The organism is Stenotrophomonas sp. PD6, from assembly GCF_049199305.1.
Classification (GTDB): Bacteria; Pseudomonadota; Gammaproteobacteria; order Xanthomonadales; family Xanthomonadaceae; genus Stenotrophomonas.
In genome coordinates, this window is the sequence record NZ_JBLZQD010000001.1 from 699,267 (window position 1) to 717,725 (window position 18,459).

At 67.7% G+C, this 18,459-nt stretch carries 16 protein-coding genes; 8 read left to right on the forward strand and 8 right to left on the reverse strand.

Annotation, left to right across the window (positions count from 1 at the left end; genetic code table 11):
• Positions 1-10 precede the first annotated feature (10 nt).
• The 5 genes from hutH (at position 11) to ACOZHM_RS02965 (ending at position 6,818) form a co-directional block, all read left to right on the forward strand.
• A complete protein-coding gene (gene hutH, locus ACOZHM_RS02945) occupies positions 11-1,552 on the forward strand; it encodes a histidine ammonia-lyase (protein ID WP_421567443.1) in 1,542 nt (513 codons plus the stop codon).
• Complete coding sequence (gene hutG / locus ACOZHM_RS02950) at positions 1,549-2,397, forward strand: N-formylglutamate deformylase (protein WP_421567444.1); 849 nt, start codon at positions 1,549-1,551, stop codon at positions 2,395-2,397. Before hutH ends, hutG begins: the two co-directional genes overlap by 4 nt.
• Complete coding sequence (hutU, locus tag ACOZHM_RS02955; protein ID WP_421567445.1) at positions 2,394-4,058, forward strand: urocanate hydratase; 1,665 nt, start codon at positions 2,394-2,396, stop codon at positions 4,056-4,058. Before hutG ends, hutU begins: the two co-directional genes overlap by 4 nt.
• 115 nt (positions 4,059-4,173) lie before the next feature.
• Positions 4,174-6,294: a TonB-dependent receptor family protein gene (locus ACOZHM_RS02960; protein ID WP_421567446.1), complete on the forward strand. Its 2,121-nt coding sequence runs from the start codon at positions 4,174-4,176 to the stop codon at positions 6,292-6,294.
• Between the two features lie 107 nt (positions 6,295-6,401).
• A complete protein-coding gene (locus tag ACOZHM_RS02965) occupies positions 6,402-6,818 on the forward strand; it encodes an EF-hand domain-containing protein (RefSeq protein ID WP_421567447.1) in 417 nt (138 codons plus the stop codon).
• A 21-nt stretch (positions 6,819-6,839) separates the two neighbouring features.
• On the opposite strand, the gene ACOZHM_RS02970 is transcribed toward ACOZHM_RS02965, so the two are convergent.
• Positions 6,840-7,130 carry a hypothetical protein gene (locus ACOZHM_RS02970; protein WP_421567448.1) on the reverse strand — a complete coding sequence of 97 codons (291 nt, stop codon included), beginning with the start codon at positions 7,128-7,130 and terminating at the stop codon, positions 6,840-6,842.
• Positions 7,131-7,274: 144 nt separating this feature from the next.
• On the opposite strand from ACOZHM_RS02970, the gene ACOZHM_RS02975 reads away from it, so the two are divergent.
• Entirely contained in the window at positions 7,275-7,958 is a 684-nt protein-coding gene (locus tag ACOZHM_RS02975; protein WP_421567449.1) for a MarC family protein, read from the forward strand.
• A 15-nt stretch (positions 7,959-7,973) separates the two neighbouring features.
• Here the strand turns inward: ACOZHM_RS02975 and ACOZHM_RS02980 are convergent, their stop codons facing one another.
• The 7 genes from ACOZHM_RS02980 to ACOZHM_RS03010 form a co-directional block, all read right to left on the reverse strand.
• Positions 7,974-8,327 (reverse strand): hypothetical protein, encoded by a 354-nt coding sequence (locus ACOZHM_RS02980; protein ID WP_421567450.1) that lies wholly within the window; start codon positions 8,325-8,327, stop codon positions 7,974-7,976.
• Between the two features lie 95 nt (positions 8,328-8,422).
• Complete coding sequence (locus tag ACOZHM_RS02985; protein WP_421567451.1) at positions 8,423-9,199, reverse strand: SGNH/GDSL hydrolase family protein; 777 nt, start codon at positions 9,197-9,199, stop codon at positions 8,423-8,425.
• A 13-nt stretch (positions 9,200-9,212) separates the two neighbouring features.
• Complete coding sequence (locus ACOZHM_RS02990; protein ID WP_421567452.1) at positions 9,213-11,585, reverse strand: GH92 family glycosyl hydrolase; 2,373 nt, start codon at positions 11,583-11,585, stop codon at positions 9,213-9,215.
• 233 nt (positions 11,586-11,818) lie between these two features.
• Entirely contained in the window at positions 11,819-14,275 is a 2,457-nt protein-coding gene (locus ACOZHM_RS02995; protein ID WP_421567453.1) for a prolyl oligopeptidase family serine peptidase, read from the reverse strand.
• A 140-nt stretch (positions 14,276-14,415) separates the two neighbouring features.
• Positions 14,416-14,838 (reverse strand): DUF4279 domain-containing protein, encoded by a 423-nt coding sequence (locus ACOZHM_RS03000; protein WP_421567454.1) that lies wholly within the window; start codon positions 14,836-14,838, stop codon positions 14,416-14,418.
• An 11-nt stretch (positions 14,839-14,849) separates the two neighbouring features.
• Positions 14,850-15,230 (reverse strand): hypothetical protein, encoded by a 381-nt coding sequence (locus ACOZHM_RS03005; protein WP_421567455.1) that lies wholly within the window; start codon positions 15,228-15,230, stop codon positions 14,850-14,852.
• A 71-nt stretch (positions 15,231-15,301) separates the two neighbouring features.
• The gene (locus tag ACOZHM_RS03010; protein ID WP_421567456.1) at positions 15,302-16,636 is read right to left on the reverse strand and encodes a cytochrome P450; all 1,335 of its coding nucleotides are present in this window, start codon (positions 16,634-16,636) and stop codon (positions 15,302-15,304) included.
• A gap of 508 nt (positions 16,637-17,144) precedes the next feature.
• On the opposite strand from ACOZHM_RS03010, the gene ACOZHM_RS03015 reads away from it, so the two are divergent.
• Positions 17,145-17,921: a HipA family kinase gene (locus ACOZHM_RS03015; protein ID WP_421567457.1), complete on the forward strand. Its 777-nt coding sequence runs from the start codon at positions 17,145-17,147 to the stop codon at positions 17,919-17,921.
• The gene (locus ACOZHM_RS03020) at positions 17,899-18,288 is read left to right on the forward strand and encodes a DUF3037 domain-containing protein (RefSeq protein ID WP_421567458.1); all 390 of its coding nucleotides are present in this window, start codon (positions 17,899-17,901) and stop codon (positions 18,286-18,288) included. The genes ACOZHM_RS03015 and ACOZHM_RS03020 overlap by 23 nt, the downstream gene beginning before the upstream one ends.
• Positions 18,289-18,459 lie beyond the last annotated feature (171 nt).

The following is an 18,459-nucleotide window of genomic DNA, read 5'->3' on the forward strand; positions in this document are numbered from 1 at the left end:
TGGAGATTCCATGAGCACCACCCTGACCCTGCAGCCCGGCGCCGTCACCCTTGCCGAGTGGCGTGCGATCTACGACGGTGCGCGCGTGCGCCTGGACCCGGCTTCCGCCGAGCCCGTGCGCCGCAGCGCGCAGACCGTGGCCGACATCGTCGCCAAGGGCGAGCCGGTGTACGGCATCAACACCGGCTTCGGCAAGCTGGCCAGCGTGCGCATCGAGCGCGACGACCTGGAAACCCTGCAGCGCAATATCGTGCTCTCGCACGCCGCAGGCGTGGGTGAGCCGATGCCGGCGGCCGTGGTACGGCTGATGATGGCGCTCAAGTTGACCAGCCTGGCCCAGGGCGCCTCCGGCATCCGGCCGGAGACGCTGGCGCTGCTGGAGGCTTTCCTGCAGCACGACATCGTGCCGGTGATTCCGTGCCAGGGCTCGGTAGGCGCCTCCGGCGACCTGGCGCCGCTTTCGCACCTGGCCAGCGTGATGATCGGCGTGGGTGAGGCGTTCGTCGGCGGCGAACGCCTGCCGGCCGCCGATGCACTGGCGCGCGTGGGCCTGGTGCCGCTGGTGCTGGGCGCGAAGGAAGGCCTGGCGCTGCTCAACGGCACCCAGTACTCCACCGCCTACGCGCTGGCCGGGCTGTTCGAGATCGGCACCGTGTTCCATGCCGCGCTGGTCACCGGCGCCTTGTCGGTGGAAGCGGCCAAGGGTTCGGACACGCCGTTCGATCCGCGCATCCACCAGATCCGTGGGCAGCGCGGGCAGATCGCCACCGCCGCCGCGCTGCGCACGCTGATGCAGGGCTCGGCGATCCGCGAGTCGCACCGCGACAACGACGTGCGCGTGCAGGACCCCTACTGCCTGCGCTGCCAGCCGCAGGTGATGGGCGCCGCCTTCGATGTGATGCGCCAGGCCGCCACCACGCTGGCGATTGAAGCCAACGGCGTGTCCGACAACCCGCTGGTGTTCACCGATACCAACGAGGCGCTGTCGGGCGGCAACTTCCACGCCGAGCCGGTGGCCTTCGCCGCCGACATGCTGGCGATGGCGGTCTGCGAGATCGGCTCGATCAGCGAACGCCGCACCGCGATGCTGGTGGACCCGGCGCTGTCCGGCCTGCCCGCCTTCCTCACCCCGAAGCCGGGCCTCAATTCCGGCTTCATGATTCCGCAGGTCACCGCCGCCGCGCTGGTCTCGGAAAACAAGCAGCGCGCCTACCCGGCCAGCGTGGATTCGATTCCGACCTCGGCCAACCAGGAAGACCATGTGTCGATGGCCGCGCACGGCGCGCGCCGCCTGCTGCAGATGGCCGAGAACGCGGCCAACGTGGTTGGCATCGAACTGCTGGCCGCCGCCCAGGGCTGCGACTTCCATGCGGGGCTGCGTTCGAGCGAGGCGCTGGAACGCGTGCGCGGCCGCCTGCGTGCGCAGGTCCCGACCCTGCAGGACGACCGTTACTTCCACCCGGACATGGTGGCCGCCACCGCGCTGGTGCGCAGCGGCGCGCTGGCCGAGGGGCTGGCCGACGTGCTGCCGCAGGTGGAGCCGCTGGCATGACCACGCACCCGGACTGGCTGCAGGTCCACGAGGGCGATGCGCCGCTGATCGTCAGCTTCCCGCATACCGGCAGCGAACTGCCCGATGCGCTGGTGGACGATTTCGTGTCGCCGTGGCTGGCCCGTCGCGACGCCGACTGGTGGGTGCACGAGCTGTACGACTTCGCCCAGCGCATCGGCGCCACCACGGTGCGCTCGGCCATCTCGCGTTCGGTGATCGACCTCAACCGCGACCCGAGCGGCGCCTCGCTGTACCCGGGCCAGAACACCACCGGGCTGTGCCCGCTCACCACCTTCGACAACCAGCCGCTGTACCACCCGGGCCGCGAGCCGGATGCCGACGCCATCGCATGGCGCCGCGACACCTACTTCGCGCCGTATCACGACGCGCTCGCCACGCAGATCGCGCGGCTGCGCCAGCGCCACGCCACCGTGGTGGTGTACGACGCGCACTCGATCCGCTCGCATATTCCGCACCTGTTCGACGGCGAGCTGCCGCAGTTCAACCTGGGCACGGCGGGGCCGTCCGGCGCGCCGGATACCGCCTGCGACAACGCGCTCAGCGACGTGGTGGAGAACCTGTGCCGCTTCAGCGGGATGTCGCACGTGCGCAACGGCCGCTTCAAGGGCGGCTGGATCACCCGCCATTACAGCGACATCCCCGGTGGCGTGCACAGCCTGCAGATGGAGCTGGCCTGCCGCGGCTACATGCACGAACCCGAGCCGGTGGACGTGCACAGCTGGCCCACCCCGCTCGACCCCGACCACGCCGCGCCGCTGCGCCACACGCTGCAGCAGGTGCTGAACGCCTGTCTTGAATTCGCGAACTCCCGGAGTGCTGCATGAGCCGTCACGATTCCACCCGCACCATCATCGCCCCCACCGGCACCACGCTCACCGCCAAGAGCTGGCTGACCGAGGCACCGCTGCGCATGCTGATGAACAACCTGCACCCCGACGTGGCCGAGCGCCCGCAGGAACTGGTGGTGTATGGCGGCATCGGCCGCGCCGCGCGCGACTGGGAAAGCTTCGATGCCATCGTCGAGACGCTCAAGCGCCTGGACGATGACCAGACCCTGCTGGTGCAGTCGGGCAAGCCAGTCGGCGTGTTCCGCACCCATGCCGATGCACCGCGCGTGCTGATCGCCAACTCCAACCTGGTGCCGCGCTGGGCCAACTGGGACCACTTCAACGAGCTGGATAAGAAGGGCCTGGCGATGTACGGCCAGATGACCGCCGGCAGCTGGATCTACATCGGCGCGCAGGGCATCGTGCAGGGCACCTATGAAACCTTCGTGGAAATGGGCCGCCAGCATTACAATGGCAGCCTGGCCGGCAAGTGGCTGTTCACCGGCGGCCTGGGCGGCATGGGCGGCGCGCAGCCGCTGGCCGCGGTGATGGCAGGCGCCTCGTGCCTGGCCGTGGAATGCCGCAGGAGCAGCATCGAGATGCGCCTGCGCACCGGCTACCTGGACACCTGGACCGACAACCTGGACGAGGCGCTGCGCCTGATCGAGGAATCGTGCACGGCGAAGAAGCCGCTGTCGGTTGGCCTGCTCGGCAATGTCGCCGACGTGCTGGACGAACTGCTGCTGCGCGGGGTGAAGCCGGACCTGCTGACCGACCAGACCTCCGCGCATGACCCGGTCAACGGCTACCTGCCGCAGGAGTGGACGGTGGAGCAGTGGGACGAGCAGCGCGTGTCGGCGCCGAAGGTCGTGGAGAAGGCCGCGCGTGCCTCGATGGCCAACCATATCCGCGCCATGCTCGCCTTCCACGCGCTGGGCGTGCCGACCGTGGACTACGGCAACAACCTGCGCCAGATGGCGCTGGAAGAAGGCGTGACCGATGCCTTCGATTTCCCCGGTTTCGTGCCCGCCTACATCCGCCCGTTGTTCTGCCGCGGCATTGGCCCGTTCCGCTGGGCCGCGCTGAGCGGCGATCCGGACGACATCGCCAAGACCGATGCCAAGGTCAAGGAGCTGATTCCGGACAACCCCCACCTGCACCGCTGGCTGGACATGGCCGCCGAGAAGATCAAGTTCCAGGGCCTGCCGGCGCGCATCTGCTGGGTCGGGCTGGGCGACCGCGACCGCCTGGGGCTGGCCTTCAACGAGATGGTCGCCAACGGCGAGCTGAAGGCGCCGGTGGTGATCGGCCGCGACCATCTGGACAGCGGCAGCGTGGCTTCCCCCAACCGCGAGACCGAGGCGATGGCCGATGGTTCGGACGCGGTGTCGGACTGGCCGTTGCTCAACGCCCTGCTCAACACCGCCAGCGGCGCCACCTGGGTGTCGCTGCACCACGGCGGCGGCGTCGGCATGGGCTTCTCGCAGCACGCCGGCATGGTGATCGTCTGCGACGGCACCGAAGCGGCGGCCAAGCGCATCGCACGCGTGCTGTGGAACGACCCGGCCACCGGCGTGATGCGGCACGCCGATGCGGGCTATGAGATCGCCATCGAGTGCGCGAAGGAGAAGGGGCTGGATCTGCCCGGGATTCTTTGAGACGGCCGGAATGGGTGACGGCGGCGGCGCAACCTGTTAACTTTCGCGCCCTCGCGATGGTTTACAGGGCGCCACCCTGCCGACTGCTGCCCCATTCCGTACCGATTCCAGACGCATGCCCCCTCTTCTGTCGTTGCACCGCCCCACCCTGTCCGCGCTGACCCTGGCCCTGTCTGCAGCGCTCGCCGCCACCGCGCACGCCGCTCCGGCCGATAAACCCACCACCCTGGACGCGGTCAACGTCACCGCCGCCGACGCGACCGCGCAGGCGCGCGCCGCGCTCAAGCGCGTGCCCGGCGCCGGCAACGTCATCGACCTGGGCAAGGCCGAGGGCCGCCTGGCCGGCAGCGCCGACGTGCTGGCCTACCAGCCCGGCATCAGCGCGCAGTCGCCCGGTAACGAGGGCGCCAGGATTTCCATCCGCGGCTCGGGCATCAACCGTGGCCCGGGTGCGCACGCCTCCGGTATCGCGGTCTCGCTCGACGGCCTGCCGCTGAGCGGCCCCGGCGGCACCCCGTATGAACTGCTCGAACCGTTGTGGCTCAGCCGCGTGGAGGTGCTGCGCGGCGCCAACGGCATCGAGCGCGGCGCGCTGGCGCTGGGCGGTGCGATCAACTACATCAGCCGCAGCGGGCGCGATTCGCCCGGGCTGGAGCTGCAGTACGAAGCCGGCAGCCGTGGTTACCAGAAGCGTGGCGTAGGCTACGGCGGCGTGGCCGGTGCCGTGGATTACTACCTGGCCTACACCGACACCGAATACGACGGCTACCAGTACCACGCCGCCGGCGACGGCAAGGGCGCGATGGCCAATGTTGGCTGGCAGATCACGCCGCAGCTGGAAACGCGCTTCTTCCTGCGCTATCGCGAGACCAACCACGAGACCCCCGGGCGCCTCACCCGCGACCAGATCCGGCACGATCCGCGCGCGGCCAACCCCGCCAACCTCGCCATCGATGCGCGTCGCCCACAGCCGGGCAGCACCTGGCTGGGCAACATGACCACGCTGCAGATCGACGACGATTCCTCGCTGCAGGCCGGGCTGGTGTACCACCACTACCCGATGGATCTGAACGAGAGTCTGTACCGCCAGCAGTTGGACTACACCAATCTCAACGCCACGCTCGATTACCGCCGCCGGCACACCCTGTTCGGCCGCGACAGCGTGACCACGCTGGGCCTGCGCGTCACCCATGACCTGGACGCCGACGTGCGCGAAACCCTGCGCTTCGCCAGCAACGGCTACCCGGCCGGCACCCACACCCGCGACTTCTCGCACCACGGCACCGACAGCACGCTGCACCTCGGCAACGACCTGGCGCTGAGCGACACGCTGCGCCTGCAGACCGGGCTGGCCCTGATCAACACCCGCCGCGACGTGCGCGTGACCTGGCCGGCGACACCCGAACGCTTGTCCAGGAACGACTGGGACTATGCGCCGCGGCTGGGCTTCACCTGGCAGCAGAGCGCGGCCACGCAGTGGTTCGGCAATCTGAGCCGCTCGGTGGAACCGGCGCATCCGTGGTCGATGATCTGGGGCTCCAACCTGACCTTCGCGCCCGGCAATGGCGCCTCCAGCGGCCGCCAGCGCGCGCCGGTGGACCTCGAAAACCAGACCGCCACCACGCTCGAACTCGGCGCGCGCGGCGACAGCACGCTGGGCCACTGGGAGCTGACCGGCTACTACGCGCAGGTGCGCCACGAGCTGCTCACCGTGGAGGTACTGCCGGTGCCGAACCTGTTCGTGGCCGAGAACAATGCCAGCCCCACCCTACACCGTGGCATCGAGGCCGGGCTGGACAGCACCCTGTGGGACGGCGCCGCCGGCCAGCTGACGCTGCGCCAGGCCTACACCTTCAGCGACTTCCGCTACCGGGACGATGCGCGCTACGGCAGCAACCGCCTGCCCGGCCTGCCCCGCCACTACTACCAGGCCGAACTGCGCTACGGCCACCCGACCGGCTGGTACGCGGCACTCAACACCGAGGCCGCCTCGAAGATGGCCGTGGACTATGCCAACAGTTTCTGGGCCGACAGCCGCGCCATCTTCGGCACGCGCGTGGGCTTCGATGCGCCCGGCGGGCGCTGGCAGGCCTGGGCCGAAGTGCGCAACCTGGGCGACCGCCACTACGCCGCGACGGTGACGCCGGGTTACAACGACGCCGGCAAGGACGTGGCACGCTCCACCCCGGGTGAAGGCCGCAGCGTGTACGCCGGCGTGCGCTGGCGCTTCGACTGACGCGGGCGCGTCAGTAGAAATACTGGCGCCAGGCGCAGGGTTTGCCGTAGCCGCGCCCGTCGCGGCGGCGGACACTGGCGGCTCCTACCGGTACTGCGGAGCCGACCGTGACCCACCTTGCCACGCACCTTGCCTGCTCGCTCGTGCTCTGCCTGGGGCTGGCCGCCACCAGCCACGCACAGTCCGTGGGCGACACCGCCGCGCAGCGTTTCGCCGCCCTCGACAAGAATCACGACGGCCGGGTCAGCGAAGACGAATACGATGCCGCCGCCCTGTTCCGCACCCTCGACGCCGACCACAACTACCGCGTGACCGTGGAAGAGATGCAGGCCCTGCTCGGGCCGGACCGCGACGGGCGACTCACCGCCGCCGACCGGATCCGCGTCGCCGACCTCAACGGCGACGGCGAATTGAGCCAGGAGGAAGTGGAGCGCGTGGCCGAAATGCGCTTCCAGTCGCTCGATACCAACCATGACGACCAACTGACCCTGGCCGAACTGCAGGTCGGGTTCTGGCGGCCCTGAGAAACGGCGTATCAGCCGATGTCAGGTACCGGTGATGGCCCACGTGATGAACGCGGTGGCGATCGTGCTCAGCACCAGGCCGGCCAGGAAGAACCCGTCGGCCATCCGTTCCAGGCGCCGGTTGCGCTTGCGGCGGCGGGTACGCAGTGCCCCGTAGGCGGTGAGGCACGAGGCCAGGTAGATCAGCGAATTGATGCACAGCAGGTCGTCGCCGAACGTATCGACCTTGCGCAGCACGGTCACCACGTGAAGCACACCCACGACGGTCATGCACACACCGATCATGGCGGCCGACGTGGTGAAGATGTGCACGCACATATCCTCATCGAGATCGTCGGTATGTAACGGCGGGCTACGTGGTTTGCGGGAGGCATGGGCGCGCATACGGTCTTCACTGCCCACGCGGCAAGGTGGGCTCCTGTTCCCAACGCGCGTTGCGGCGCCTGCCGGCCTCCCATGTGGAATGAATTCAGCCATGCGTTCCTGGTGATCTTCACCAGCCTGCTGCCGGTGATCAATCCACCGGGCGCGGCACTGATGGTGCTGGGCCTGCTGCCCGATGCCACGCCCACGCAACGCAACCGCGTCGCGCGGGCGGTGGCGTTCAACAGCCTGGTGATGCTGGCGGTGTCGATCAGCATCGGTGCCTGGGTGCTCTCCTTCTTCGGCATCTCGATCCCGGTGCTGCGCCTGGCCGGTGGCCTGGTGATTGCAGCAACCGGATGGCGGCTGCTCAATGCCCCCGCCCAACCGGAGCGTGTTTCGCTGACCGGTGCGGCCGAGGCCGAGGCACGGCAGGATCTGGACCTGGATGCCACCGTCGAATCGCAGACCTTCTATCCGTTCACCCTGCCGCTCACGGTAGGGCCCGGCGCGATCGCGGTGGCGACCGCCGTGGGTACCACCTCGCCCAAGCAGGGCCCGGAGGTGGTGCATGTGGTCGCTGCCGCAAGCGCCCTGGTGGCGCTGTGCGCGCTGATCTACCTGTGCATGCGGTATGCCGGCCGGCTGCAGGCGCTGCTCGGTCGCACCGGTATGCAGGTGATGCTGCGCCTGCTGGCCTTCGTGATCCTGTGCATCGGCGTGGAGATCGGCTGGCTGGGGGTGTCTGAACTGCTGGGGCTGCCGCCTGCGCAGTGACCGGCGCGCCTCGACTCAGACCAGCGACGCCAGCATGAAATACGGCAGGTACATGGCGAAGATCACGCTGATCGCGCCCAGCACGGCCGCGCCCAATCCCAGCAGCCCCGCCGCGATGCGGCCGGGTAGCGTGGGGCGCAAGTACCAGATCGCCCCCACCAGCACCGGCACCCCCCAGGCCAGCAGGTAGCACTGGCTGAAGGCCTGGGTGATCCACGGCAGCGGCTGCCCGGCACTGCCGAACATGTCCACGAAACGCGGCATCGCCACCCTGCCGACCAGCGTCGCCACGAAGGCCATGGCCGTACTGGCCAGCAGGCCCAGCCACGGCAGCAGCCCCGACAGCCGCTGCAGCAGTGTGACGTGCATGCGAATCCCCTCCGGCTTTTCGATGTGATGCAGCATGCAGGTCGCCCGGTCGAAAGAGAGGCCATTGTAGGCGCCCTCCTCGACGCGTTACCCGCTCAGCGCGCCAGCGCCTGCGCGATGGCCGCCTCGGCCAGTGGCGCCATGCGCGCGTAGCCGGCGGCGGTGGGGTGGACGCCGTCCGTCGCCAGCGATGCATCCAGTCCACCCTGTGCGTTGGCCATGGCCGAGTAGTAGTCCAGCCAGACCAGATGCTGCTCCTTGGCATAGCTGCGCAGGGCCGCGTTCAAGGCACGCACCTTCCCTACCGGCGCGATGCCTGGCCGCCAGGGATACTCGCTGACAGGCAGCACCGACCCCAGCACCACCGCGATGCCGTTGGCCTTGGCCACCTCCACCATCGAATGCAGGTTGTCTTCGATCATGCCCTGGGTGGCCACGCCCGTGTTGCCGGCAATGTCGTTGGTACCGGCCAGAATCACCACCACGGCCGGCTTCAACGCGACGACGTCCTGGCGGAAGCGCATCAGCATCTGCGCGGTGGTCTGGCCGCTGATGCCGCGGTTCACGTAGCCCTTGCCGGCAAAGAAGGTGTCGCTGCCGGTGGGCCCCCAGCCTTCGGTGATCGAATCGCCGAAGAACACGACGCGCGGCTGTTCTGCGACCGCCGCTGGCAGCGCGGCATTTTCGCTGCGATAGCGCTGCAGCTGCGGCCAGTCGGCCAGACGCTGCTGCATTTGGCGGACCTGGTCGGGCGTGACCTGCTCGACCGGGAGGGTCAGCAGCGGATCCACCGCCGGCTCGGCTGCGCTACCGGTCGCTGGCAAGGCGAATGCCAAGGCGATGAGAAACATGCGGCGGTGGTAATCGGACATGCGTGCGGCTCCGTCAGTGCGGTCCATGCGAGGGCGGCAGCTGTGCCGACCCCCACTGCGTGTTCTTTTCCTTGCCCAGCTCGAACTCCAGCGTGCCGCCCTTCTGCACGAAGCTGGCAGGCAACCAGCTGGCCTCGCTGGGCTTGCCGTTTACCCGCAACGACTGCACGTACGGCGCGTTCATCGCCGCGCCATCGGCCTTGATCGTCAGCGTAGCGCCGGGCCGTTGGATCACCGCTTCGCGGAACAGCGGGCTGCCGATCACCAGGTCGGCACGACCGGGATACAGCGGGTACAGGCCCAGCGCCGACCACACGTACCACGACGACATCTGCCCCAGGTCATCGTTGCCCGGCATGCCCTCTGGCGCGTTGGTCCAGATCTGCCGCATCGCCTGGCGCACGGTTTCCTGCGTCTTCCACGGCTGGCCGACGAAGTTGTACAGCCACGGCGCGGCCACCGACGGCTCGTTGTCCAGTTCGGCATGCAGCGGACCGGACTTGGTGACGGCCCAGTCGCCGTTGTCCTTGCGGAAGAACGCGTCCAGGCGCTGGATGGCGGCATCGCGGCCGCCGAGGGTTTCAATCAGCCCGGCCGGATCGAACGGCACCATCCACAGGTACTGCGCGCCGCTGCCTTCCACGAACTCCTCGTCCGACGCCGGATCGAACGCCGGCCAGCTGCCGTCGGCGTTGCGCGGCTGGATATAGCCGGCCTGCGCGGTGGCTTTCGGGTTGTACAGATTGCGCCACCAGCCCGAACGCTCGCGGAACAGCGCGGCGCCCTGCTTGTCGCCCGCCGCGCTGGCCAGTTCGGCCAGGCCGAAATCGGCGGCGGCCATCTCCAGCGTGTCCGATGCGGTGCCCCACCCCGGCGCGCCGACCGGCATGTACTTCAGTGCCATCCACTGGTCCAGCCCCGGGCGCTGGCCCACGCACAGCACCGGGCAGCCGCGGCGGCTGAGATCGCGTTCGGTCGGCACCGTCGCCGCCCGCTTGAGCGAGGCATAGGCGCGCTGCAGATCGAAGCTGCGCCCACCGAAGGCATGGATGGCGGCGACCGACGGCGGCGATGGATCGCCGTTCATTACGCCGGTCGCACCGGTGAGATGCGTCCAACGGTCCCACACGCCGCCGTTCTGGTCGGCCTGGTTGAGCAGCGACTGCGCGATGTCCGAGCCGACCTGCGGCTGCAGCAACGTGACCAGCTGCAGCTGCGAGCGGTACACGTCCCACCCGGAGTAATTGGCGTACTGCGCACGCTGGCCCTTCGACAACGCATGCACCTGGCCGTCCATGCCACGGTAGCGGCCATCGCCGTCACTGAACAGATTCGGCGCCAGCAGCGTGTGATACAGCGCGGTGTAGAACACGGTGCGTTCGTCGGGCGTTCCACCCTGCACGCGCACCTGGCCCAAGGTCTTGTTCCATTCGGCGCGCGTCGCCGCCTGGGTCGCGGCTACGGTGGTGCCGGCCGGGCTTTCGCGGCGCAGGTTGGCGCGTGCACCGGCCTCGTCGACATAGGAGATGCCGATGCGCGCGGTCACGGTCGGGCTGCGCTTGGGATCGAACTGGATCCAGCCACCGGCGCCCTTGCCTACTGGCGGGTGGCCCTGGGTGCCGTAGGTGGTGCCACCGCCGCCTTCGCGCGCGCCGGCCTGCACGGTCTCGTCGCGCCAGGTGCCGCCGACCTCGAAGGGCTGGTCGAACTCGGCGATGAAATGCAGGGTGTAGTAACTCTCGCGGCGATCCTCGGCGAGATACCCGCAGAAATTGCCGGCGGTAACCGAGCCGCGCACAGTACGCGTGGCCGGATCGATGACGATGCTCGAATCGGTGCTGCCCACTTCGCTGTCGGAGGTGCGGAACAGCAGGTTGGCCGGCTTGTCGGCGGGGAACTGGAACTGCCCCACCGCCGTGCGCGCGGTGGCGCCCAGGTCCACGACCACGCCGTTGTCGAGCGTGAGCTGGTACGCGCCGGGGCTGGCCGATTCGCGCTTGTGGTCGAGCACGCTGGCGTAGCGCAGCCCGGCCTCTGCCGACGACGGCGACATCTCCACCTTGGTGGTGACCGGCATGATCGGGATATCGCCACTCGCGCCGGTGCATCCGGTGCCCGACACGTGGGTCAGGCTGAAACCGCGCACGCCGTTGCCGCGCCATTCGTACCCGCCAGGGGCGGCAATGGCGAAGCGTTTGCCGGGCAACGGCGTCATTTCCGGACTGAAGGCCACCATGCCGAACGGCACCGACGTACCCGGGTAGACGTTGCCGGCGTTGGTGGTGCCGATGAAGGGATTGACCTCGGCGGCGAGGTCGGCGGCCTGCAGGACACAGGGCGCGGCGGTCAGGACAAGCGAAGCAGCAACCAGCATCGAACGGTGCACTACGAACTCCCAGGCAGAATCGTCGGAACCCATACGGCGGGACCACGCCAAGCGTGGCTGGATTGATTGTATCGATCTAAACCCCCTCCGCAATGAGACGAATGGCACATTGGATAGGTGGCCGGTGCCCCGCGCGTTGCCTGCACTGCCACTACACGTCCCGCTTGGATACGGGTCATGCGCTGCGTGGCTGCGTCGCGTCTCCGCGAAGCGCAGCCACGTAGGGCGTGGTGCTACCGCGCGTTTTTGACGTACGTGTCGAACCAGTTGAGCATTTCCGATACCAGCTGCTCGTTCGATTCCAATGCGGTGTACCAGTGCGGTTCGTTCGGCAGCATGACCAGACGGGTGGTGCCGCCGTTGCCGCGGATGGCCTGGTAAAGCTTGCGCGACTGGAACGGCTCAGTGCCCGGATTGGCGTCATCTTCGCCGTGCACCAGCAGCAGCGGCAGCTTGATCCTGTCGGCGTAGAAGAACGGCGACGCCTTCAGGTACACGTCCTGCGCCTGCCACACCGAACGGCGTTCGTTCTGGAAGCCGAATGGGGTGAAGGTCTTGTTGTACGACCCACTGGTGGCCACGCCCGCCTTGAACAGGTCGGTGTGCGCGATCAGGTTGGCCGTCATCAGCGCGCCATGGCTGTGGCCGGTCACGCCGATGCGGTTGCGGTCCACCACGCCCAGGTCCACCGCCTTGTCCACGGCAGCCTTGGCATCGGCCTCCAGCTGTTCCAGGTAGGTGTCGTAGGCGGTCTTGGGATCGCCGACGATCGGGAACGAGGCGTTGTCGATGATCGCGTAGCCGGCCAGCAGCATCAGCCGGTACGGCGCCAGGCGGGTGAAGGTCTGCTGCGAGCCGGACACCTGCCCTGCCTGCGCGGCGTTGGCGAAGTCCGCCGGGTAGGCGTACAGGATCGCCGGCACGCGCTGGCCTTCCTGGTAGCCCGGCGGGGTGTAAAGGGTGAACGACAGGTCCACGCCGTCGGCGCGCTTGTAGGTCACCAGCCGCTTCTTGATCTGGCGCACTTCCGGGGTCGGGTCGGTCAGGTGGGTCAACGCGGTACCCGTTGAGGCGTACTGCGCTTCGCCGTCCTTCGCCGCCGCGTCGCGCTCACCCTGCTGGCGCAGGAACGCGTTCGGCGGGTCCATCACCGACTGGTGCCAGGTGAGGTAACGGCCCGGGGTGGCGGTCAGCCCCAGCACCTGCTCGTAGGCATCGGCGCTGCTGCGGAACAGGCGCTCGGTCTTCAGCGAGCCCAGGTCCAGCCGGTCCAGGAACGGCCGGTCGCCCTGCGGCGAACTGCCCTGCCCGCGCAGGAACACGAAGGCGCCGTCCTGGCGAACCACGGGCGCGCCGTTCGGCAGCCGCTTGAAGACCAGGTTGCCCGGATCGGCATACTGCTCGTCACTGGAGAGGTCCCACAACAGGCGACCCTCCTGCTTGGGGTTGTCCACATCGACGATGCGGGTCTGCCGCCAGTGGCGGTTCTCATCGTTCTCGAACAGGAACGACACGGCCGGATCGGCGCTCCACGCGATGCCTTCGAAGCGCTGCGCAGTGCGCGCGATTTCCTGCGGCTTGCCCGCGAACGGGGCCTTCAGCGCCAGCACCCGATCACGATGCGGCACAGTCACTTTCCAGTCGCCATTGTCCAGCGCCTCGGCATACACCAGCGTGGCCGGATCGGTGGAGCGCCAGTCGAATTCGCGCGGGCCTTCGGGCACGCCGTGCACGGGCACGCGGTCGGCCAGCGGGAGGCTGGCGATGGGCGTGCTGCGCCCGGTGCGCAGATCGATCACCGCCACGTCATTGGCGAACCGCTGATAGGTCACCGCGTGCGAGAACGGCGCCTTGAGGGTTTCGGTGAGCACGTGCACGCCATCGGGCGCGGCATTGATGTCGTTGTACAGCGCCGGCGTACCGATCGGGCGCACGCTGCCGGCCGCGACGTCGACCACCGCCAGCTGCGAGGCGCCGTAGTACGCGAACAGCGCTTCGTCGTGCACGCTGGTGAGGGTATCGCGTGCCTCATAGGTGCTGCTCTCGCCACTGCTGCCGAGCGACTCCTGGATGTCCGGGCCGCCCGGCCCGGTGCCACTGGACGGCGCCGGCCCCTGGTTGGCCGGCACGGTCTTGACCAGCAGCTGCTGGCCACCGCCCAACCACTGCACGGTGTAGCCGAAGATCGGGTTCAACTGCACGTTCGGAATCTGCTTGACCTGGCCGGTCTGCGCATCGCCGACCCACAACTGCACCGACGTATCCACCGCATTCTGGAACGCAAAGCGGCTGCCATCGGCCGACCACTGCGCCGCGCTGGCGCAGCCCTTCGGCAAGGCCACCTTGGACTGCTTGGCAGTGCCGACATCGACCAGGGTGAAATCGGCGACGCAGGCCGGAATGCCATAGCCGCCCTGGGTGTCGTGGCGGCTGCGGTTCTTCGGCTCCAGGCGCACGCCAGCAAGCTTCAGATACGGCTGGGCGACGCGCTCGATCGACGGATAGGTCTGCAACGTGGTGAGCAGCAGGCGCTGCCCGCTCGGGTCCAGGCTGGGCTGCGGCGGCGGCGGTGCCTTGAGCACCTTGAGCAGCGCTTCCGGCGGCTTGGCATAATCGGCGAAGGCCGGTGCGGCGACAGCGAGCGTTGCCACGGCAATGGCCGAAGCCAGGCAGGTACGACGGATGAGCATCCAGATCCCCTTGCAAAGGTATGGGTTTCCGGCGGCGCACAGGTCGCCGGCATCCCATGGAATCTAGCACCGGGGGTTCGCGCCGGAATGGGCCGAAAGCACTAGGTCCGTTGCCGGCCTTGCCATGGGGATGCCGTCAGTCAGGCGCCCTGATAGACGTCGTGGACAAGCGAAATGCCCAGCGCCGCCATGCGGCCGAGCAACCGGGGCGGCAGCTCAACGGCGAAGTTCCGGTTGCTGTGCGAACTGAACCAGATGCGGATCGTGCCCTGTTGGGCGATCTCCAACAGGAACGCTGCGTGTGGCTCAAGCCAGCCCAGCGCCTCCTCCAGCGCGTCCTCGAAGCCCTCTTCGGTGGACTCCTGCCAACCCTGGTAGAACGGGTTGCAGGCCCAGTACGATTCCGTCCGCGTCCCCTGCAGCAACGTCCCCTTCGGCGTGCGGCGCAGCTCCCCTGCCTTCCAGCACCTGTCTGCAGGTTTGCCAAGCATCTGGCTGATCTGCTCAGGATCGATGGAGGGGTGAGTGATCCGGAGGCTCAGGACGTAGGTATACATCTGCATGACAGTCTCCTTCACTGCGGCCCGAATTCCAGCGAGCGCAGGGACGTGGATGCGTTCTTCAGTAGGTTGCCCTCGAATGCGAACACCACTTCCCGGGTCATGGGATGGGTGGCGGTCCCGCCCTTGGCTTTGGGGTCGTCTGCGTGGCACTCGCTGGCCGGTGGCTTGCGTGCGGTTTCCTGGCAGCTCAGGACCAGCCCGTTGCGCGCGGCAAATGCGTCAACGTCGCTGCGCGCGGTGCCGGGCGGGAGCTCCTGTGCCAGCCGCGCCTGCCAGAACGCCTCGCGTTGTTTCAAATTGGTGCCGCCGGACACTTCATCGAACTGCCCGGTGCCCCATAGCATCAGTGCGCCGACGACGGACAGCGCCAGATATGCCCATCCCTTGCCCATACGTCGCTTCCATCTCCATTGGCGGCCCGCCCCCTGCAGGCCGCTGCAGCATCACGGTAAGTCGGCTGCGCTTACTCCGTCAACGGATCTGCGTGCGCCGCCGGGGCGCGTGCGGCCGCGGCATACGGGCAGCCCTGCGCGGCATCCTGTGACGCCGCCGGCCTGGCGGCTGCGGCATGGATCCGGCGTGGCGTCACCACGCCCCTGAAATCGATGGGGATGGCGAAGCCTTCCAGCTGCATCCACGGTGCCGGATCGGTGCGCACCTGGATATCGAAGTCGCGCGTGACCAGCGCACAGAACAGCACCAGCTGCGCGTGGCCCACCGCACTGCCGATGCACGCACGTGAGGAGAATCCAAAGGGGACGTAGGCCCCCTTGTTGGGTTGCCGCCTCGACGGGAGCCAACGATCAGGGTCGAACACATCCGGGGAATCCCAAAACTCCGGGGAATGATGCTGGAAGTACGACGAGAGTTCGTACGCGGCGCCCTTCTTGATGGTGATTCCCTCGGCCTCGATGTCATGCCATGCCGGGCGGCGCAGTGCGAACAGCCCCGGCCAAACCCGGATGGTTTCCTTGATGAAACGCGACGTGCACGGCAACGCCTTCATGGGCAACGTATACAGCGACTCCAGATCGAGTGCGCTGGTCTCGGCCTGGATCCGTTCGCGCCACTCGGGATAGCGATGCATTGCATACAGCAGGCTTGCAGCGGTGATGCCGGGTAGCCCGGACATGCCAGCCAGCACCGTCGAGACCAGGTAGGCCACGCGATCCACGCCGATCCGATCCACCAGCGGCAGCAGAGACTGCAGGAAGTCGTCCTGCGCCGGGGCAGTGCCGCGTGCGCGCCGTTTGATGTGGCGGGAAACCGTACGGGCCGCCTTCCGCGAAAGATGGAAGTTCACTATCCGGCGCAGGAATGAAAAATTCTGTTTGACGATGCCGCTGTAGCGCGTTTTCTGCTCGCCCACCAGCGCATTGGTATCGCGCGGGTTCATGCCGCCGATCAACAAGGGCAGCAGCGGTTCAGAAATGGCCCACCAGCTGAGTTCGCTCAGATCATGGTCCGGGCCGCAACGCTCGGACAGAAACGTGTGCATGCGCGTGTACAGCGTCCGCATGTGGTCGGGGGCCGCGAGCCGCCCTCCCTGCTCGCTGAGCAACGCGCGCACCTCGCGCCACGCGACAGGCGCCGCCGAACCGCGCAGACCGAGAAAGTCGATGAGCGAATCCGGCACGGTATGCAGGTCTGTATTGGCCTTGTCGACCTTGACCGCCAGGGTCGGATCGAAAATGCCGACGACATCGTTCTGGAATGCGAGGACAGGGCCTTCCCGGCGCACCCGTTCAAGCAGATCGTCGATTGAAACGACTTCGGTTTCTGCGCCCTGACCCGCCATTTCACCGCCTCCTTGAAGTGCCAGGGGTGGCCATCGACCACCCCTGGCGTGCTCATGAAACCACGCGGAGATGCTGCGCTTAGAAAATGATCCAGTAGATGTATTTCGAACGGATGCTCTGGGTCGGGCTGACCGAGCGCAGATTCAGGGAAACCTGGAGGGCGCGAACGAGATTAGCCATGGTATGACTCCTGTTGGGTTCGTCAATTTTCCGAGATCGAATACCAGATGCTGGATGTCTGGCGCCTTCTTTCTAGCACGCATAATCCGGGAAAATGGAACGACATTCTTTCCGTCGCAATCCGGATAAATTTCACGCTCGCCCGCTCCTTTTGGGCGAGAGGCGCGTCACAGTTACGCCCGATCCGGGCCGCTGCCGCGCGCGGCCTGCGCAGGGTGCCCTGCCTCGCCAGCCCTGGGGCGGCTGCTTCTTAGGCCTGGCGGCGACCTGGCGCTGCCATGGCTGGGCCACGTTAAGATGGCGGCCACGCTTCCTCATTGGGTTCCCGTGCGTACTGTCCACGCGCTTCGCTACATCACCCCGCTTCGCGAGGGTGGCTCCCTGCCTGCCGTGGTCGAGACCGACGACGATGGCATGGTGGTGCTCAAGTTCCGCGGCGCCGGGCAAGGCCCGAAGGCGCTGATTGCCGAGCTCATTGCCGGCGAGATGGCGCGTAGCCTGGAACTGCCCATTCCGGAGATCCTGTTCGTGGAGCTGGACCGCGAGTTCGCCCGCACCGAGCCCGACCCGGAGATCCAGGACCTGATCCGCGCCAGCGAGGGCCTGAACCTCGGCGGCGATTACCTGCCCGGCGCGATCAACTACGATCCGGCCGCGATGCCGGTCGATGCCGATCTGGCGTCGCGCATCGTCTGGTTCGATGCCTTTGCCAGCAACGTCGACCGCACCGCCCGCAACCCGAACCTGATGGTCTGGCACCGCAAGCTGTACCTGATCGACCATGGTGCGGCGATGTACTTCCACCACGACTGGGCCACGGCGGGCGATGCCTGCCTGAAGCCGTTCCTGTTGATCCGCGACCATGTGCTGCTGCCGTTCGCCTCGAAGATCGCCGAGGTGGATGCCGAGCTGGCGGCGCGGCTGCCGGATGCGGAGATCGAGCGGATCGTGGCGCTGGTGCCGGACAGCTGGCTGGTGAACGAACCGGCCTTTGAAAGCCCGGCGGCGTACCGCCAGGCGTACATTGACTATCTGAAGTGCCGCCTGCAGGCGCGCGCCGCTTTTGTACAGGAGGCCGTCCGTGCCCACGCTGCACACGTATGACTATGCGGTCATCCGCGTGGTACCGCGGGTGGAACGCGAGGAGTTCATCAACGTCGGGGTGATTGTGTCCTGCCCGGGCGCGAAACATCTTCAGGCGGCGATTGAGATTGACCCGGTGCGGATGCAGGCCTTTGCGCCGTCGTTGGACCTGGAGGCGTTGCAGCCGTGGTTGGATGCGATTGTGGCGATCTGTCGGGGTGATGCGAGCGCCGGGCCGATCGCGCAGTTGCCGGCGCGGGCGCGGTTTCATTTTTTGACGGCCAAGCGCAGTTCCATCGTGCAGATGTCGAGTACGCATGTGGGGCGCACCGCGGATCCGGACGGGGTGGTGGAGCATTTGATGGGGAAGATGGTGCGGGTGGTGTGAGGGGTTGAACGTGGCCGATTGGGTTGGTGCGCCGATGGCTCCTTGGGTTGGTGCACCGATGGCTCCGTACACCGACGGGGTTGTGGGGGGCGGGTGTTTTGGGGGGGGATGCGGGCGGGGGGCGCCCCGCCAACAAGGGGGGAGACCACGCGGGGGTGTTTGGGAGGCGGG

What these genes read in the sequence shown, in the direction of transcription:
- hutU (WP_421567445.1), top strand. Translation starts at nt 2,394, where the DNA reads ATGAGCCGTCACGATTCCACCCGCACCATCATCGCCCCCACCGGCACC.
- ACOZHM_RS02980 (WP_421567450.1), bottom strand. Translation starts at nt 8,327, where the DNA reads ATGCACGTCACACTGCTGCAGCGGCTGTCGGGGCTGCTGCCGTGGCTG.
- ACOZHM_RS02985 (WP_421567451.1), bottom strand. Translation starts at nt 9,199, where the DNA reads ATGTCCGATTACCACCGCCGCATGTTTCTCATCGCCTTGGCATTCGCC.
- ACOZHM_RS02995 (WP_421567453.1), bottom strand. Translation starts at nt 14,275, where the DNA reads ATGCTCATCCGTCGTACCTGCCTGGCTTCGGCCATTGCCGTGGCAACG.
- ACOZHM_RS03005 (WP_421567455.1), bottom strand. Translation starts at nt 15,230, where the DNA reads ATGGGCAAGGGATGGGCATATCTGGCGCTGTCCGTCGTCGGCGCACTG.
- hutH (WP_421567443.1), top strand. Translation starts at nt 11, where the DNA reads ATGAGCACCACCCTGACCCTGCAGCCCGGCGCCGTCACCCTTGCCGAG.
- hutG (WP_421567444.1), top strand. Translation starts at nt 1,549, where the DNA reads ATGACCACGCACCCGGACTGGCTGCAGGTCCACGAGGGCGATGCGCCG.
- ACOZHM_RS02960 (WP_421567446.1), top strand. Translation starts at nt 4,174, where the DNA reads ATGCCCCCTCTTCTGTCGTTGCACCGCCCCACCCTGTCCGCGCTGACC.
- ACOZHM_RS03000 (WP_421567454.1), bottom strand. Translation starts at nt 14,838, where the DNA reads ATGCAGATGTATACCTACGTCCTGAGCCTCCGGATCACTCACCCCTCC.
- ACOZHM_RS02975 (WP_421567449.1), top strand. Translation starts at nt 7,275, where the DNA reads ATGTGGAATGAATTCAGCCATGCGTTCCTGGTGATCTTCACCAGCCTG.
- ACOZHM_RS03010 (WP_421567456.1), bottom strand. Translation starts at nt 16,636, where the DNA reads ATGGCGGGTCAGGGCGCAGAAACCGAAGTCGTTTCAATCGACGATCTG.